At 69.2% G+C, this 17,286-nt stretch carries 14 protein-coding genes; 9 read left to right on the forward strand and 5 right to left on the reverse strand.

From position 1 onward, the window contains the following. Positions 1-143 precede the first annotated feature (143 nt). Complete coding sequence (locus ACWF9G_RS00005; protein ID WP_379309765.1) at positions 144-1,268, reverse strand: citrate synthase 2; 1,125 nt, start codon at positions 1,266-1,268, stop codon at positions 144-146. 96 nt (positions 1,269-1,364) lie between these two features. Between ACWF9G_RS00005 and pdxH the strand changes: the two genes are divergently transcribed. From pdxH to ACWF9G_RS00025, 4 genes are all read left to right on the forward strand, one after another. After that, positions 1,365-2,060: a pyridoxamine 5'-phosphate oxidase gene (pdxH, locus tag ACWF9G_RS00010; protein WP_452512468.1), complete on the forward strand. Its 696-nt coding sequence runs from the start codon at positions 1,365-1,367 to the stop codon at positions 2,058-2,060. A gap of 50 nt (positions 2,061-2,110) precedes the next feature. Continuing rightward, positions 2,111-3,412, forward strand: a complete 1,302-nt coding sequence (locus ACWF9G_RS00015; RefSeq protein WP_452512922.1) for an MFS transporter — start codon at positions 2,111-2,113, stop codon at positions 3,410-3,412. 271 nt (positions 3,413-3,683) lie between these two features. Beyond that, positions 3,684-4,997: a citrate synthase gene (locus ACWF9G_RS00020; protein ID WP_379309768.1), complete on the forward strand. Its 1,314-nt coding sequence runs from the start codon at positions 3,684-3,686 to the stop codon at positions 4,995-4,997. A gap of 32 nt (positions 4,998-5,029) precedes the next feature. Next, positions 5,030-5,389 (forward strand): FKBP-type peptidyl-prolyl cis-trans isomerase, encoded by a 360-nt coding sequence (locus tag ACWF9G_RS00025; RefSeq protein WP_452512470.1) that lies wholly within the window; start codon positions 5,030-5,032, stop codon positions 5,387-5,389. Positions 5,390-5,452: 63 nt separating this feature from the next. Here ACWF9G_RS00025 and ACWF9G_RS00030 read toward each other — a convergent pair whose 3' ends face one another. After that, positions 5,453-6,613, reverse strand: a complete 1,161-nt coding sequence (locus tag ACWF9G_RS00030; protein ID WP_379309770.1) for a YhgE/Pip domain-containing protein — start codon at positions 6,611-6,613, stop codon at positions 5,453-5,455. A gap of 276 nt (positions 6,614-6,889) precedes the next feature. On the opposite strand from ACWF9G_RS00030, the gene ACWF9G_RS00035 reads away from it, so the two are divergent. Beyond that, positions 6,890-7,546 (forward strand): hypothetical protein, encoded by a 657-nt coding sequence (locus tag ACWF9G_RS00035; RefSeq protein WP_379309771.1) that lies wholly within the window; start codon positions 6,890-6,892, stop codon positions 7,544-7,546. 103 nt (positions 7,547-7,649) lie between these two features. On the opposite strand, the gene ACWF9G_RS00040 is transcribed toward ACWF9G_RS00035, so the two are convergent. The 3 genes from ACWF9G_RS00040 to ACWF9G_RS00050 form a co-directional block, all read right to left on the reverse strand. Then, entirely contained in the window at positions 7,650-8,906 is a 1,257-nt protein-coding gene (locus ACWF9G_RS00040) for a sensor histidine kinase (protein ID WP_452512473.1), read from the reverse strand. Positions 8,907-9,013: 107 nt separating this feature from the next. Further along, positions 9,014-9,718, reverse strand: coding sequence for a response regulator transcription factor (locus ACWF9G_RS00045; RefSeq protein ID WP_452512475.1), 705 nt, complete (start codon positions 9,716-9,718; stop codon positions 9,014-9,016). A 41-nt stretch (positions 9,719-9,759) separates the two neighbouring features. Beyond that, positions 9,760-11,817: an AMP-binding protein gene (locus ACWF9G_RS00050; protein WP_452512477.1), complete on the reverse strand. Its 2,058-nt coding sequence runs from the start codon at positions 11,815-11,817 to the stop codon at positions 9,760-9,762. A 319-nt stretch (positions 11,818-12,136) separates the two neighbouring features. Between ACWF9G_RS00050 and ACWF9G_RS00055 the strand changes: the two genes are divergently transcribed. Genes ACWF9G_RS00055 through ACWF9G_RS00070 form a run of 4 tightly spaced genes read left to right on the forward strand, consistent with a single transcriptional unit; the run spans position 12,137 to position 17,237 of the window. Next, a complete protein-coding gene (locus ACWF9G_RS00055; protein ID WP_452512479.1) occupies positions 12,137-15,862 on the forward strand; it encodes an ATP-binding protein in 3,726 nt (1,241 codons plus the stop codon). Further along, entirely contained in the window at positions 15,859-16,272 is a 414-nt protein-coding gene (locus ACWF9G_RS00060; RefSeq protein WP_011207200.1) for a roadblock/LC7 domain-containing protein, read from the forward strand. Before ACWF9G_RS00055 ends, ACWF9G_RS00060 begins: the two co-directional genes overlap by 4 nt. Positions 16,273-16,279: 7 nt before the next feature. After that, positions 16,280-16,654: a DUF742 domain-containing protein gene (locus ACWF9G_RS00065; protein ID WP_019044950.1), complete on the forward strand. Its 375-nt coding sequence runs from the start codon at positions 16,280-16,282 to the stop codon at positions 16,652-16,654. Further along, the gene (locus ACWF9G_RS00070; RefSeq protein ID WP_378852141.1) at positions 16,635-17,237 is read left to right on the forward strand and encodes a GTP-binding protein; all 603 of its coding nucleotides are present in this window, start codon (positions 16,635-16,637) and stop codon (positions 17,235-17,237) included. The genes ACWF9G_RS00065 and ACWF9G_RS00070 overlap by 20 nt, the downstream gene beginning before the upstream one ends. Positions 17,238-17,286: the final 49 nt, after the last annotated feature.

Below are 17,286 nucleotides of genomic sequence, written 5' to 3' on the forward strand. Positions count from 1 at the left end.
CCTCCCAGGGGGTTTGGGTGCTAACGGTGTTCACCCGGGTCCTTGGCCCCCCTATTTGGGCCGGCCACCTTTCGCCGATTACGCGCGGGGCCCGGGTCGGCACACACTGTGCCGACCGGCGCCCGGTCAGATACGAGGGGAGCTCAGTCCCGCGCGATGGTGGACCAGCCGGCGACTTCCTCCGGCGTACGCGGGCCCGGCCCGGTGTAGATCGCGGCCGGGCGCACCAGCTTGCCCAGCTGCTTCTGCTCCAGGATGTGCGCGCACCAGCCCGCGGTCCGGCCACAGGTGAACATCGCGGGCATCATGTGCGCGGGCACCTCGGCGAAGTCCAGGATCACCGCGGCCCAGAACTCGACATTGGTCTCGATCGCCCGGTCCGGACGACGCTCACGCAGCTCGGCGAGCGCGGCCTGCTCCAGCGCGGCCGCCACCTCGTAGCGGGGCGCGTCGAGGCGCTTGGCGGTGGCGCGCAGCACGCGGGCGCGCGGGTCTTCGGCCCGGTAGACCCGGTGCCCGAAGCCCATCAGCTTCTCCTTGCGGTCCAGGATGCCCTTGACCAGCGCGCGGGCGTCGCCGCTCTGCTCGACGGCCTCGATCATCGGGAGCACGCGGGCGGGAGCGCCACCGTGCAGCGGGCCGGACATGGCGCCGATCGCGCCGGACAGCGAGGCCGCCACATCGGCACCGGTGGAGGCGATGACGCGGGCGGTGAAGGTGGAGGCGTTCATGCCGTGCTCGGCCGCCGAGACCCAGTAGGCGTCGATCGCCTCGGTATGGCGCGGGTCGGGGTCACCCTTCCAGCGGGTCATGAACCGCTCGGTGACGGTGGTGCACTCGTCGATCTTGCGCTGCGGGACGGCGGGCTGATAGATGCCGCGCGCGGACTGCGCGACGTAGGACAGCGCCATCACCGAGGCGCGGGCCAGGTTCTCGCGGGCGGTCTCGTCGTCGATGTCGAGCAGCGGCTCGTAGCCCCAGATCGGGGCGAGCATGGCCAAGCCCGCCTGCACGTCGACGCGTACGTCACCGGTGTGCACCGGCAGCGGGAAGGGCTCGGCGGGCGGCAGGCCGTGGCCGAACTGGCCGTCGACGAGCAGGGCCCACACGTCACCGAAGGTGACCCGGTTGGCGACCAGATCCTCGATGTCGACGCCGCGATATCGGAGCGCCCCACCGTCCTTGTCCGGCTCGGCGATGTCGGTGGTGAAGGCCACCACGCCTTCCAATCCGCTGACGAAATCCTGTGGTACCGAGCTGGTAGTCATGGTGACTCTCCTTGCAGGGGCATGCCGATCTTTCTGAACCATAGCCCTGGGGATACCGGGTAGTAGCGTCGCCCCTGCGGCGTACCGTCTGTGCTCATGCGTGACCAGGAACCCGCGACCGCGGCCGACCTCGCCGCCATGCGCGTCGACTACGGAGTCCACCTGCCGGTGCCGGAGGAAGCCGATCTCGACGAGTCCTGGGTGGCGGGTGGCTGGGAACCGTTGCTGCGCCGCTGGATCGAGCAGGCGCGCGGTCTCGGCGTCGCCGAACCCAATGCGATGGTGCTGGCCACGGTCGCGCTGACGGGCCCGGCTCCGCGCCCGGTCGCGCGCACCGTCCTGTGCAAGGGCCTCTCACCCGACGGCGTCACCTTCTATACGAACTACGACTCGGCCAAGGGCAACCAGCTCGCCGCCGATCCGTACGCCGCGGCCTCCTTCGTCTGGCCCGCGCTCGCCAGGCAGGTCCACGTGCGCGGGGTGACCGAGCGGGTGTCGGCCGAGGTGACCGCGGCCTACTGGCAGGCGCGGCCACGCGACGCGCGGCTCGGGGCCTGGGCCTCGCAGCAGTCGCGGCCCGTGTCTTCGCGCGCCGAGCTGGACCGGGCGCTGGCCGAGACCACCGCCCGCTTCGCCGACGTCGACGACATCCCGGTGCCGCCGTTCTGGGGCGGGTACCTCCTGCGGCCCGACGAGGTGGAGTTCTGGCAGGGCAGGCGGGGCAGGCTGCACAACCGGATCGTCGTGCGGATCGAGGGCACAGGCACAACCGTGGAACGTTTGCAGCCCTAACGAGTGGTGGGGTAAGTCACCGCGCGTAACCGTTCTCCGATCGCGCGGTGATGGTTAATCTGCGGCGAGTGAAGTTGCTCGCCGATACCGAACCCCTGCGCAATCCCGACTATCGCAGGCTCTGGACCACCAACATCGTCACCGTCATCGGTGCGCAGCTCTCGGTCGTCGCGGTTCCGCAGCAGATCTTCCAGATCACCGGCAGCTCCGGCTATGTCGGCCTGGCCGGCCTGTTCGGCCTGGTCCCGCTGGTCGTGTTCGGGCTGTGGGGCGGCGCGCTGGCCGATGTCATGGATCGGCGCACGCTGCTGATCATCACCACGGCGGGCACCGGCGCGACCGCGGTGGCGTTCTGGGCGCAGGCCGCGCTCGGGATGACCAACGTGTGGCTGGTGCTCGCCCTGTTCGCCGCCCAGCAGGCGTTCTTCGCGGTCAACCAGCCCACCCGCAGCGCGGCCATCGCGCGGCTGCTGCCGCCGGAGCAGATCGCCGCGGCCAGTTCGCTGAGCATGACCGTGCAGAACGTCGGCATGATCGCCGGTCCGGTGCTGGCGGGTCTGCTCATCCCGGTGCTCGGCCTGCCGACGCTGTATCTGATCGACGCGATCGCCCTGCTGGCGACGGTGTGGGCGGTGTGGAAGCTGCCCGCGTTCCCGCCGACCGGCGACCAGCGTCGGGCTGGGCTGCGCGCCGTCGTCGACGGTTTCCGCTATCTCACCGGGCAGCGGATCCTGCTCGCCTCCTTCGTCGTCGACATCATCGCGATGGTGTTCGGCATGCCGCGCGCGCTGTTCCCGCAGATCGCGCACGAGACCTTCCACGATCCGGCCGAGGGCGGTGTGGCGCTCGGCCTGCTGTTCGCGGCGATCTCGGCGGGCGCGGTGCTCGGCGGTGTCTTCTCCGGCTGGGTGCCGCGCATCCGCAGGCAGGGCCTGGCGGTGATCGTGTGCATCGCGGCGTGGGGCGTGGCGATGGTGGGGTTCGGCGTCGCGGTCGGCCTTGCCGGGCACGTGTTCGGGCTGGGGGTGTGGCTGTGGATCGCGGTGGCCTTCCTCGCGCTGGGCGGCGCGGTCGACATGATCTCGGCGGCGCTGCGCACGGCGATGTTGCTCAACGTCTCCACCGACGAGATGCGCGGCAGGCTGCAGGGCGTGTTCATCGTGGTTGTCGCAGGTGGGCCGCGGATCGGTGATGTTGCCCACGGTTTCGCCGCGGCGAGCCTGGGTACCGCTGTAGCTGCCGCGGGTGGCGGTGTCCTGGTGGTGATCGGGGTGGCGCTGGCCGCGCTCGCCTTCCCCGCCTTCGTGCGCTACCAGGTGACCCGCGCGCACTCCGAATCATTGGTGAAATGAACTGTGCGAGAAGGGAATACGTGTTGATTGCCGGTCCGCGCCCGGCATGTCTTCCCGCGGCGGCCGACAGCGGCTCGCGACGGCGGCGAACAGGGGATCGGCGCAGGTCGCCGCATGCCCGCAGACCTCACCGTCGATCGGCCCCGGTGTGAGAACAGCGCAGGACAACCCTGATTGCTTGTCTGCTCCGAACAACAGCTAGCGTTAGCGCAAGTGCACCGCGTGCCGACCGCATCGGTGCCTACGGTTCTAGCCTGAGAGGGATCCTTCCGTGCCCGCTGAGAACATCACCAACGTCGCCGAAGACGCCAAGGCGGTACTGCAGTACCCCGGTGGCGAGTTCCCGATCTCGGTCACCACGGCCGCGGAGGGCAACGACGGACTCGACTTGGGCAAGCTGCTGGCCAGCACCGGTTACGTCACCTATGACCCCGGTTTCATGAACACCGCGTCGACCAAGTCGGCCATCACCTACATCGACGGTGAAGCGGGCATCCTGCGCTACCGCGGCTACCCGATCGACCAGCTGGCCGGCCGCTCGACCTTCATCGAGGTCAGCTACCTGCTCATCTACGGCGAGCTGCCGACCCAGGCCCAGCTCGACGACTTCACCGATCGCATCCGCCGCCACACCCTGCTGCACGAGGACCTGAAGCGGTTCTTCGACGGCTTCCCGCGCAACGCGCACCCGATGCCGGTGCTGTCGTCCGCGGTGAACGCGCTGTCGGCGTACTACCAGGACTCGCTGGACCCGCGCGACCCCGAGCAGGTCGAGCTGTCCACCATCCGCCTGCTGGCCAAGCTGCCCACCATCGCGGCCTACTCGTACAAGAAGTCGGTCGGCCAGCCGTTCCTCTACCCCGACAACTCGCTGTCGCTGGTCGAGAACTTCCTGCGGATGACCTTCGGCTTCCCGGCCGAGCCCTACGAGGTCGACCCCGAGATCGCCGCCGCGCTCGACATGCTGCTGATCCTGCACGCCGACCACGAGCAGAACTGCTCCACCTCGACCGTGCGCCTCGTCGGCTCGTCGGACGCCAACCTGTTCACCTCGGTGTCCGGTGGCATCAACGCGTTGTGGGGCCCGCTGCACGGCGGCGCCAACCAGGCCGTGCTCGAGATGCTCGACGAGATCAAGGCCAACGGCGGCGACGTCAAGGAATTCATCCGCAAGGTCAAGAACAAGGAAGACGGCGTGAAGCTCATGGGCTTCGGGCACCGCGTCTACCGCAACTACGACCCGCGCGCGACCCTGGTCAAGCAGGCCGCCGACAAGATCCTGTCGAAGATCGGCGGCGACGACCAGCTGCTCGACATCGCCAAGCAGCTCGAAGAGGTCGCCCTCACCGACGACTACTTCGTCTCGCGTCGCCTGTACCCGAACGTCGACTTCTACACCGGCGTCATCTACCGGGCCATGGGCTTCCCGACCCGCATGTTCACCGTGCTCTTCGCCATGGGCCGCCTGCCCGGCTGGATCGCCCACTGGCGTGAGATGCACTCCGAGCCGCTCAAGATCGGCCGCCCGCGCCAGATCTACACCGGTTACGGTGAGCGTGACTACCGCGACATCGCCGGTCGTTAGCCCGCACTGAAACTATCGAAGGAGATAGCCGAATGACCAAGCCGGTGATCGATTTCCAGGAGGGCCCCGCGCCCACCGAACTCGTGATCAAAGACCTCGTCGAGGGCGAGGGCGCCGAAGCGGTGCCCGGTGGCACCGTCGAGGTGCACTACGTCGGCGTCGAGTTCGACACCGGCGAGCAGTTCGACTCTTCGTGGGACCGTGGCGAATCCATCGTCTTCCCGCTGCGCGGCCTGATCCAGGGCTGGCAGGACGGCATCCCCGGCATGAAGGTCGGCGGCCGCCGTCAGCTGACCATCCCGCCGGAGCTCGCCTACGGCCCCGCAGGCGCGGGCCACAACCTGTCCGGCAAGACCCTGGTCTTCGTCATCGACCTGCTCGCCGCGAACTGACCTGCTGAACAAACACTGTGGCCGGGTTCCGATCGGAACCCGGCCACAGTTGTCTGCGCGGCGTCACTCCCGGACGACCTCGACCGGGTCGGTGAGGGCGAGGGCGAGGGCGGAGTTCTGGGCGGAGCCGCGGGCGGGGAGGGCCTCCAGTGCCTTGCCGGTCTGGGTGTTCAGGTTGCCGACGATGTTCTGGAGGGCGCCGACGCCGGTGGTCATCTGTTCGATCGCGGAGGCGATCTGGGCGCCGCCCTGTTCGGCGAGGGTGGGCAGGCCCTTGGCGAGTTCGGCGCCCTGGGTGAGCTGGTCGCGGGCGCTGTTGAGCCGGGCGACGACGGTGCGCAGCAGGGTGCCGAGGTCGGTATCGGGATCGACGGCGGCGCCGGTCAATTCGGCGAGGCCGGTCAGCTGGGTGCCCGCCTGACTCGAGATGCCGCGCAGCGCTTCGAGTTTGGTGATGATGTCGGTCAGCTGGGGATCGTTCGCGAACGGCAGCGCGCGCAGCAGCGGCAGGATCTGGTCGAGGCCGGTGCCCAGGGCGGTGGCGCTGCGCTCGACGCCCGCGATGGTGACACCCGTCGCGCCGAGTGCGTCGGCGAGCTGGTTCGCCTGCGCGGCCGCGCCGTCCACGGTCTGATTCAGCAGCTCGATGGCCGAGGTGAGTTCTCCCGCACCCTGTTTCGCGAAGTCGAGGAAGCCGAGCATCTCCTGCGCACCGCCACTGAACTGGTCGGCGCTGCCCGCGGCCGCGTTCACCCCCGCGCTCAGCAGTTGCGCGGTGAACTGCACCGAGGTCATCTGATTGCGCGCCTGCGAGACCGCGGCGAGCGCGGCGTCGACACCGGAGGCGCCGATCCGGTGGGTCACCGCGGCGACAGCGCCGTTCACCGTGCCCTCGTCCGCACCCTCGTGCGCGGTGACGGTGACCTTGGCGCGCTTGGGTTCCGGCGAGGCCAGCGTGGCCATCGAGGAAGTGAGGTCCGCGGGCAGGGTGATCACCGCGGCGTAATCGGCCGGGTCGATCTCACCCGGTTTCGCGACCGTCCACTCGTAGCCGCCCGCCTCTCGCACGGCCGCCGCGACGCGATCCCCGGTCGGCCCGGTATCGGCATTGACCAACGCGAATCCGGTAGGGGTGTCGCCTGCGCCCGCGCACGCGGCGATACCACCGCCCGTCAGCGCGACAGCAGCGACGAGACAGGCGGCACGAGTACGTTTTCCGATCACGGCGCCGACGGTATCGGCAGAGTTCACGCCGGGTCGTGGGAGATGTCTGAGAGTTCGGTGAGGAAGGCGGCGCTGGGTAACTGCCGGTATGCCGGAGATGGCGTTTCCCGGTCACCGGGACTGCGAAACCCCTTGCCGATATGGCTTGCGTCACAGTGTCTTCCATGGGCTCGATCTGTCCGGTACAAATCTCGAGTCAATCGACATCGAGAATTTTTTCGATTCGTCCGGGGGGTTCGGGGATTCGCCGGGGGCATCGGGAGGGAGACATCGAACATGTTCCACCGCAACATCACTCGCGTCGGCCGTCGTGTGCTCGTCGCCGCGCTGCCGCTGGCCGTGGCCACCTCGCTGGTCACCGCGGGCACCGCCGCCGCTGACATCGACACCGAGCGCCAGGCGCAGATCGCCACCGGCCTGTCCAGTGCCGGTGCCGCCGATGGCGTCGACTTCCGCACCGTCGTCTCGCCGGACCTGCGCACCATCTCCGCGACCGTCGACAACGCCCGGTTCGTCGTCACCCCCGACGCCGTCACCGTGGTGTCCGCCGCCGGCGTCACCGTGGGTGAGGTCCCGCTGAAGCTCAACACCGTCGACGGCAACGCCGTCGCGATCGCCTCGGTGGTCTCCGAGGACGGCAAGACCCTGTCGATGGCCCCGCAGCTGTCGGCCGACACCAGCACCGAGCTGAAGAACATCGCCACCGACCCGTCGAAGGCCAACCACGACCCGGTCCAGAACGGTGCCGCCGCCGGCGCGACCATCGGTGCGATCGCCGCCGCGATCATGTGTGTGCCCGCCCTGGCCGCGTTCATCATCGGCTACGTCTTCTGCGCCATCCCGTCGGTGATCTCCACCGCCCTGACCGGCGCCGTGATCGGTGCGGTCATCGGCCTGGTCATCCCGGAGTCGGTCCCGCAGGTCCTGCCCTGATCCCTCGGGGACTCCGCGTTCCGCCGCTCGATGGCTGAACGTTTGCCAGGCAAGTGAATTCGGCCCCGCATCCGTGTCACACGGGTGCGGGGCTTTTCGCTGTCTAGGGGGTGTGGCGGACCGGCAGGTCGAGCACCAGGCGCGCGCCGCCGAGTGGGCTGTCCTCGAAATAGGCCCGTCCACCGTGCAGCTGGGCCTGCTGGGCCACCAGCGCCAGGCCGAGGCCGGAGCCGCCCTTGCTGGCATTGGTGCCGCGGGCGAAGCGGGCGAAGACCGAGTCACGCTCGGCGACGGGCACGCCGGTGCCGTTGTCGTCGACGGCGATGACGATGTGATCGTCCGGGGTGCGATGCGCCGAGACGACGGCGTGGGTGGCGCCGCCGTGTTTCACAGAGTTGGTCAGCGCGTTGTCGACGGCGAGGCGCAGCCCCGCGGGCAGCCCGCGGGTGACGAGCTCGGCGTCGGTATCGATCCGCACCGACAGGCCCGGATTGTGGCGCATGGCGTCGTGGGCGGCCTGATCGCACAGATCGGCGACATCGGTGGGGACGTGGTCGGCTTCGGCGGTGAGGTCGCCGCGGGCCAGGCGTTCCAGCGCGGTGAGGGTGGTCTCGACCCTGGTCTCGTTGCGGGCGAGGTCGTCGAGGATCTCGCGGCGCTGCTCGTCGGTGAGGTCGAGGGTGCGCAGGACCTCGAGATCGGTGCGGATCGCGGTCAGCGGGGTGCGCAGTTCGTGCGCGGAGACGGCGGCGAAGTCGCGGGCGGTCTCCAGCGCGGCGGCGGTCTCGGCCTGTGCCTCGTCGACGCGGGCCAGCATGGTGTTGACCGCGTCGGCCAGCTTCACCGCCTCGTCGACACCGGAACCGTCAACCGGCTGGGCCGGGTTGTCCGGGTCACCGAAGGCGCTGCGCTCCGAGACCTGCTTGGTCAGCTTCACGATCGGGCCGACGGCGCGCCCGGCGAGCAGCCAGCCGAGCGCCGCTGCCGCCGCCACCGCGATCGCCGCGCCCGCCAGCACCCAGCGCTGCTGGTCGGCGGTGGCCTTGGCCGACTCGGTGGTCGGGATAGCGAGGGAGACGGTGCGTCCTGCGGGCTGGTTCTCCGTGGTGGTGAGTACCCGGTACGGCTGGTCGTTCACCTCGACGGTCTGCGAGCCCGGCGGCAGATCTGGCAGCTGGGTCGAGCTGGACGCGGTCACCTGGCCGTTGTCGCGCACGGTGAGCGCCATCGTGGTCTGCAAGCCGGTCAGGTTGACGAAGCCGGTCGCCAATACCGGCTCGATCAGCACGATGCGCGAGGCGATCTCGAGCTGCTGATCGGTCTGGGTCACATTGTTGCGTTCGATCGCCTGGAAACCCACGAACGCGGCGATCGTAACGATGATGACGGCACCAGCCGCGGCCGCGCCCGCGACTCTGGTTCGCAGCGAAAACGATTGTCTCCGACGGCGTTTCGGCGGGGGCTCGGTCATTTCGGTTCCCGGAGCACGAACCCGACGCCGCGAATGGTGTGCAAAATCCTTGGCGTGTCATCTATTTCGAGTTTGCGTCGCAGGTATCCGACGAACACGTCGACGACATTCGTATCGGCTATGAAATCGTAACCCCACACCAATTCCAGTAGTCGTTCCCGCGTCAACACCACACCCGCATTCCTGGCCAGCGTCGACAACAATTCGAATTCCCGTTTGGTGAGCTCGATTTCCTTGCCGTGCAACAGCGCTCGGTAGCCGGCCACGTCGATCTGCAATGGGCCGACGGTGATCGCGCCGGGCGCTGCCTGCTCCGGCACGTCGGTGCGCCTGCGCAGCAGGGCGCGGATCCTGGCAACCAGTTCGGCCAGCTCGAACGGCTTCACCAGGTAGTCGTCGGCGCCGGACTCGAGGCCGGCGATCCTGTCGTCGACCGAGGCGCGGGCGCTGAGCACGCAGATCGGCACGTCGTTGCCCATCGCGCGCAATGCCGTCACAACGCCCGCGCCGTCGAGCACCGGCATGTTCATGTCGAGGACGACGGCGTCGGGCGCGCGCTCGGACACCGCGCGCAGCGCCGCGGCGCCGTCGCGGGCAACCAGCACCTGGAACCCGGACAGTCGCAGGCCACGTTCGACCGAGGCGAGGACATCCTCGTCGTCGTCGACGACCAGGACAGTAGAGGCAGCACGATCGGTCACGGTGCAATCCTATGGGCGCGCGGCGCCGCCGACCGCCGTGGTCAGGTCGTCGGCGCCACCGGGTCGCCGTCGAGATCGGGTGTCGGCGAGTCCTCCGCCGCGGGCTGCGGTGCGCCGAGCGGGGGATTGGCGAGGATGCGGTCGGCCAGCGCGGTGAGCACCGCCGGGTCCTCGATGGTGGCCGGGGTCTCGACGTGTTCGCCCGCGGTGAGCTGGCGGATCGTCTTGCGCAGGATCTTGCCCGAGCGGGTCTTGGGCAGACCGGAGACGATGATCGCGCTGTGCAGGGTGGCAATGGCGCCGATCTGCTCGCGCACCCGCTCGGCGAGCTCGGTGCGCAGCTGCTCGGGATCGACCTCGATGCCCTGCTTGAGCACCACATACGCCAGCGGCAGGTGGCCTTTGAGCTCGTCGGGGACACCGATCACGGCGCATTCGGCGATGGCGTCGTGGCCCGCGATCGCGGCCTCGATACTGCCCGCCGACAGGCGATGCCCGGCCATGTTGATCACGTCGTCGCTACGGCCGAGGACGTAGAGGTAGCCGTCCTCGTCGAAGTAGCCGGAGTCGCCGGTCAGGTAGTGGCCGGGGAAGGCCGACAGGTACGAGCGGATGAACCGGTCGCGGTCGCGCCACAGGCCGGTCAGCGCGCCGGGCGGCAGCGGCAGCCCGATGACGATATTGCCCTCGACGCCGGTCGCCACCGGGTTGCCGTTCGCGTCGAGGACGCGCAGCCGGTAACCGGGCACCGGCACGCAGGACGAACCTGACTTGACCGGCAGTTCCTGCAGGCCGAGCGGGTCGGCGCAGATCGGCCAGCCGGTCTCGGTCTGCCACCAGTGGTCGACGACGGGGGTGTCGGGGTACCCGGCCAGCAGCGTGCCGGTCGCCCACTCGAAGGTGGCCGGATCAAGGCGCTCCCCCGCGCAGAACAGCGCGCGCAGCCGGGATAGGTCGTGGCGGTGGGCCGCGGTCGCCTCGGGATCGGCGCGGCGGATCGCGCGCAACGCCGTCGGCGCGGTGAACAGCACTCGTACGTCGTGCTCGTCGATGATCTTCCAGAACGCGCCCGCGTCGGGGGTGCCGACCGGTTTTCCCTCGTAGAGCACGGTCGTCGCGCCGACGAGCAGCGGCGCGTAGACGATGTAGGAGTGGCCGACGACCCAGCCGACATCGGAGGCCGCCCAGAACACCTGACCAGGCCCGACGTCGTAGATGTTGCGCATCGACCAGGACAGCGCGACCGCGTGCCCGCCGTTGTCGCGCACCACGCCCTTGGGCTTCCCGGTGGTCCCCGAGGTGTAGAGGATGTAGAGCGGATCGGTCGCGGCGACCGAGACCGGCTCGGCCGGTGTCACGTCGGCGACGGTGGCGGCCCAGTCGACCCAGCGGGCGGCCACGGTCTGCTCCGAGGACGGCAGCACATCGGTGGCGGGCTGCGCGGCCGGGAACTCGATGGTCGGGAACTGCGGGCGCTGCTTGACGATCACCGTGCGCACCGACGCGGTCTGCGCCAGGTCGAGCGCCTGCAGCACGATCGGCGGGTACTCGATGCGGCGGTTGGGTTCCATGCCGCCCGAGGCGGTGACCACCAGGACCGGTTCGGCGTCGTCGATGCGGGCGGCCAGCTCGGGCGCGGCGAACCCGCCGAACACCACCGAGTGCACCGCGCCGATGCGGGCGCAGGCCAGCATCGCGATCACGGCCTCGGGGATCATCGGCAGGTAGATCACGACCCGGTCACCGGCGACGACACCGAGATCGCGCATGGCTCCCGCGAATCGGGCGACCTCGTCGAGTAATTCGGCGTAGGTGAAGACGGTGGTGGTGTCCGTCATAGCGGAGACATATATGAGGGCGGCCTGATCGGCGTGCCCGCCGTCGGCGACGGTGCCCGCCCGCACGTGCCGGTCCAGCGCGTTGACGCAGGTGTTGAGCCGGGCGTCGGGGAACCAGCGGGCCGCGCGCTTGTCGGCGGCGTCGACGATCTGCTCCGGTGGGATATCCCACTCGATGGCCTGAGCTGCGACGGACCAGAAGTCGGCTGGGTCGACCAGACTGGTCTGATAGACCGGTCGGTACTCGTGTTCGGTGTCCAACCCCGTGACTCCCTAGCCTCGCTTCGATGCCCGCTCGATAGATCCTGATGATTGTGGCAGACTTCACGCGACACCCGAGGGGGTGCCGCGACCTTTGGTTTTGCCTGGAACGGGCAGGTCATCGCGCGGACCTCTACCGTGAGTCAGCCAAGAAGTTATTGATCCGTTAGAATCTGTTGTCACTTATTCGGGCAGTCGTAGACGCAATTTCTCGGCCAGCCGCAGTTCTCGGCCAGCTCCGCCTGGCGAGCCACCATTGCGCCTGTGGAGGTTCGCTGATGGCTCAAGGTACGAGGCCAGTTTGGAAAGTGAGTGGGAGATGCGTGACGCCGCTAGGTCCGGCAGCAAGCGCTGGGCGCTCGGCAACTGGGACCTGCGTTGGAAGGTTACGGCCGTGCTTGCCGTGCCGCTCGCGGTCGCGGTCGGGCTCGGCGTGTCGAGAATTACCTCGGAGTTCTCGGAAGCCAACCGACTGTCGAGCATCAATGAGCAGGTCGACTCGATTCCGTCGGTCACCGGGCTGAGTGCTACTTCGGCGAGGGTGGCCGGTAGTCAGATGGTCCCCGCGGGGCCTGGGGTAACCCTGGTCACCGACAAGGACCTCACCGACCTCGACGCCGCGATCGCCGCCGCCGAGTCCTCGCTCGGCAGGCTGGCGGATATTCCGCGGGCGCACGAGGCGCTGCAGCGGATGATCTCGCAGGCCAAGAACGTGCGTGGCCAGGGCAAGGCGCTCACCTCCTCGGCCGAGCCCGCGCTGGCCTCGGTCGAGCAGATGCGTAAAGACAGCGTCGACATCGTCGAGACCACCATCGCGCAGGTCAGTGACCCGGTCATGGACCAGGCCAAGCTGCGCCTGGTCGACTCGCTCAACACCCGTTCGATTCTCGTCGACCAGCTCGCAGGCCTCTCCGGGATGCTGCGCGGTCTGCCGCAGGGTTCCCAGGACTTCATCACCGGCGTCGCCACCGAGCGGCACCTGCTCGACGTGCTCGCCAACCGCTTCCCCGACGGTGATCGGGTGATCGCCGACCTCAAGGCGCAGGCCGACGTCCGGCAGAACCTGGTCAGCAGCCCCGAGGTGGCGGCGGGCAAACTCCCCATCGGCGACCTGCGTACCTCGCTCCTCACCAGCCTCGTCGGCTACGAGGGCGTCGTCGACTCGGCCACCAAGGCCATCGAGTCCGCGATGGACGAGCTGGCCGCCACCGCGGCGACCGGCGCCTGGTCCTACACCGGTGTCGTCATCGCGACGATCCTGGCCGCGCTGTTGCTCGCCGTGTTCGTCGCCCGCTCGATGATCGTGCCGCTGCACCGCCTGCGCCTCGCCGCGCTGCGCGTCGCCGAGTCCGATCTGCCGCACGAGGTCGCCCAGCTCCGTAACGGCGCCGCGCCCGAGGACGTGCCGCTCGAGCCGATGCCGGTGCGCTCCGACGAGGAGATCGGCCAGCTGGCCCGCGCCGTCGACGACATCCACGGTCAGGCGCTGCGCCTGGCCAGTGACCAGGCGCAGATGCGTTCCCAGGTCAACGACATGTTCGAGACCCTGGCCCGCCGGTCCAAGTCGCTCGTCGACCATCAGCTCACCCTCATCGAGGCGATGGAGTACGACGAGAAGGACCCGCGCCTGCTCGAGAACCTCTTCCGCCTCGATCACCTCGCGGCGCGCATGCGCCGTAACGGTGACAACCTGCTGATCCTCGCCGGCACCAAGCAGCGCAGGACCAAGTCGGCCCCGGTCGAGATCGCCGACGTGCTGCGCGCCGCGATCTCCGAGGTCGAGGACTACGAGCGGGTCAAGCTCGGCGCGACCCCGCGTGGCTCGCTGGTCGAACCGGCCGCCTCCGATATGGCGCACCTGTTCGCCGAGCTGCTCGACAACGCGCTGCGCGCCTCCCCGCCGGAGACCGACGTCAAGTTCACCTTCGCCCAGGCCCACGACCAGGGCATGCTGATCGAGGTCGCCGACCGCGGTATCGGTATGCCGCCCCAGGAGATGTCGGAGATCAACCGCAGGCTCGAGCAGACCGCCGAGCCCGGCCCCGACACCGCCCGCCACATGGGTCTGTTCGTGGTCGGCAGGCTCGCCGAGCGGCACGGGCTGACCGTGCGGCTACGTCCGACCTTCGACACCGCGCGCGATCCGGGCGTCACCGTCACGGTGCACGTGCCGGTCGGCCTGATCGTCACCGGCGCCGGTGGCCCGGTCGTGGCGCCGCAGCAGCTGCAGAAGCAGACGCCGCAGCAGCAGACGCCGCAGCAGCCGCAGCGCCCGAACCCGCAGAACCAGCCGAGCACGATGCAGACCCGCGCGATCACCCGTACCCCGGGTGGCAACGTGATGGTCACCGTCGACCCGGGCAGTGGTCCGATCGCGGCCGGTCCCGGTGGTCTGCCGCAGCGTCAGCCGGGCAACTCGATGGCCCAGGGCGTGCAGCAGGACGCCGCCGAGCAGTCGTCGCCGACCCTGCGTCCGGCCGCGCCCGGTCAGGGCAACGCGCCGCAGCGTGGCAAGCTCGCCGCGGCCAGCCTGCCCAAGCGCAGCGTCGCGCCGGGCGGACCGGGTGGGCCGCAGCGTCCGCAGGGCGCACCGCCCGCGCCGGGGCAGCCGGGCGATCCCAAGCCCGCCGGTGCCCCGCAGTCGCTGGCCGGTGGTCTGCCGCAGCGGTCGCCGGGCGCCAACGGAGCCCCCTCGCGCGATCAGGCCCAGCCGCCGCGTGACACCGCGCCGCCGAAGCGCGACACCACCGCCGGTGGTCTGCCGCAGCGGTCGCCGGGAGCCAACGGCGCGCCGCCGCGCGACCCGTCGGCCGGTGGTCTGCCGCAGCGTCCGGCCGGCGGCCTGCCCCAGCGGGACCAGACCGGTGGCCTACCCCAGCGGGACCAGACGGGTGGCCTACCCCAGCGTGATCCGTCCACCGGCCTCCCGCAGCGTGAGCAGACCGGTGGTCTGCCGCAGCGTGATCCGTCGACCGGGTTGCCCCAGCGGGACCCCGCGGGCAACGGTGCGCCGCAACGTGATTCCGGTCCGGTGACGCGTGATCCGGCGTCCGGGCTGCCGCAGCGCTCCCCGTCCAACGGTCTGCCGCAGCGTGATCCGGCGCCGCGCCTGCCGCACCGCGATCAGACCGGTGGTCTGCCGCAGCGTGATCCGTCGAACGGGCTGCCCCAGCGTGAGCAGACCGGTGGCCTCCCGCAGCGTGATCCGTCCAACGGCCTGCCCCAGCGTGAGCAGACCGGTGGTCTGCCGCAACGCGATCCGTCCAACGGTCTGCCGCAGCGTGGTGCCCAGCCGAACGGTCTGCCGCAGCGGGATCCGGCGGCCGGTCAGCAGCAGCGTCCGGCCAACGGCTTGCCGCAGCGTGGTGCCCCTGCGCCGCAGCGGGATTCCGCCGAGAACGGTCTGCCGCAGCGTGCTCCCGCGTCCGGTCTGCCGCAGCGGGAAGCGCCGAACGGTCTGCCGCAGCGTCCGGCTGCGCCGAATGCGCTGCCCCAGCGCGATCCCGGCGCTACTGTGGTACCGCAGGCGAACGCCGGGCCGGGAGTGGCGCTGCCGCAACGGGATCGGGATCCTGCGGGACCGGAGAACGCTGCGTCGGCAGGGCGCGATCCGGGTCGGCACAGCTACCGGTCGAATCCGGTCAAGGCTGCGTCGTTCTTCCAGACCAGGTTGCAGCCGGCACCGGAGGGCGATTCCGTCATGGGCGGAACGCCGATCTTCGCGGAGATGATGTCGGCGTGGCTCACGGACGAGAATTCCGACCGGTCCCAGATGGCCGCTGCCTTCGAATCACCGGGTGACGAAGGTTGGCAGGCCGCGCGCCGGGCCAGCGAGGCTCAGCCCGAGGTTCGTACCGCTGCGGGCTTGCCTCAACGCAATCCGGGCGGCAGGCTCGTGCCTGGCGGTGTGACCGGCAAGGCCGACAGCACCCCGCAACGTGATCCCGAAACGATCAGGTCCAGCTTGAGTCGTCACCAGCAGGGCGTCCGGGATGGCCGCGCAATGAAGGCAATGAACCTAACCGGAGATAAAGGAGACCGATGAACCCCGATCTAGGTGGTACGAACCGTCAGCTGGATTGGCTGGTTTCGAACTTCGCCAACGAGGTTCCTGGCGTAGCCCATGCCGTCCTGGTCTCGGCTGACGGCCTGCTGATGGCCGCGAGCGCCCAGCTTCCGGTCGACCGCGCAGAGCAGTTGTCCGCTGTGACCGCCGGACTGGCAAGCCTTTCCGTCGGCGTGTCGAATCTGTTCGAAGGCGGTACGGTACTGCAGTCCGTCGTCGAGATGGAGCACGGTTACCTACTGCTCATGGCAGTCGGCGACGGCTCGTATCTCGCCGTCTTGACCAACACCTCGTGTGACATCGGTCAGGTGGGCTACGAAATGGCTCTGTTGGTCGAGCGCGTTGGCCAGACCGTCCAGGCCACGCCACGCGTCACGATGGGTTCCTGATGGTGGGATGGACATAGACGATCACCGCATGGGGAGCGCCGAGCCCAGCCTCGTCCGCCCGTACTCCTTGACTGCCGGCCGTACCAGGCCGGCGGTCGAGTTGGCGTTGGAGGCACTCGTTGCATCGCATCCGGTCGCCATGGAGCGGCAGTTCGAACTGAACAACCTCGAAACGTCCATCGTGGAGTTGTGCAGGCAATCGCCGTCCGTTGCCGAGATAGCTGCCCAATTGGGTATCCCGATTGGTGTAGCGCGGGTACTCGTGGCCGATCTCATCGAGGCCGGTCATGTCCGGGTCTCGGCAACTTTGAAAGACGATTCCAGCGACGATGAACGTCGCGAGCTGATCGAAAGGGTTCTCAGTGGACTCCGGCGTATTTGATTCGACGGCGCAGGTCGACACCCGCACGAGCAAGCCGACTTCGGCGAAGATCGTTGTCGCCGGTGGCTTCGGTGTCGGTAAGACCACGTTGGTCGGTGCAGTGTCGGAGATCGTTCCGCTGCGCACCGAGGCGTTGGTGACCAACGCCAGTACCGGAATCGACAACCTGACCGGCATTCCGATGAAGTCGACCACCACGGTGGCGATGGACTTCGGCCGGATCAGCCTCGCTGACGACCTGGTTCTGTACCTGTTCGGCACGCCCGGCCAGTACCGGTTCTGGTTCATGTGGGACGACCTCATCAAGGGCGCCATCGGCGCCGTGGTGCTGGTCGACACCCGCAGGCTGGAGGACAGCTTCGCCGCGGTCGACTACTTCGAAGCTCGCGGTCTGCCGTTCCTGGTGGCGCTCAACGAGTTCGACGACGCACCGAAGTACCCCCTCGAGGACATCCGCCAGGCCCTCGCGGTTCCCGCCGACGTGCCGATCATGTCGATCGACGCCCGCCGCCGTGAACCAGCCAAGCAGGCCCTGGTGTCCTTGACCGAGTACGCCCTGCGCAAGGTCATGCAGGGCTACTGACCCGGAGACGGGGCTGCCGCGATGAAGGCAGCAGCCCCGCATTCGTTCC

This window comes from Nocardia sp. NPDC055029 (genome assembly GCF_053608525.1).

Coding starts and splice junctions, on each gene's coding strand:
- ACWF9G_RS00005 (WP_379309765.1), bottom strand. CDS start 1,268: ATGACTACCAGCTCGGTACCACAGGATTTCGTCAGCGGATTGGAAGGC.
- pdxH (WP_452512468.1), top strand. CDS start 1,365: ATGCGTGACCAGGAACCCGCGACCGCGGCCGACCTCGCCGCCATGCGC.
- ACWF9G_RS00015 (WP_452512922.1), top strand. CDS start 2,111: ATGGTTAATCTGCGGCGAGTGAAGTTGCTCGCCGATACCGAACCCCTG.
- ACWF9G_RS00025 (WP_452512470.1), top strand. CDS start 5,030: ATGACCAAGCCGGTGATCGATTTCCAGGAGGGCCCCGCGCCCACCGAA.
- ACWF9G_RS00035 (WP_379309771.1), top strand. CDS start 6,890: ATGTTCCACCGCAACATCACTCGCGTCGGCCGTCGTGTGCTCGTCGCC.
- ACWF9G_RS00055 (WP_452512479.1), top strand. CDS start 12,137: ATGCGTGACGCCGCTAGGTCCGGCAGCAAGCGCTGGGCGCTCGGCAAC.
- ACWF9G_RS00060 (WP_011207200.1), top strand. CDS start 15,859: ATGAACCCCGATCTAGGTGGTACGAACCGTCAGCTGGATTGGCTGGTT.
- ACWF9G_RS00065 (WP_019044950.1), top strand. CDS start 16,280: ATGGACATAGACGATCACCGCATGGGGAGCGCCGAGCCCAGCCTCGTC.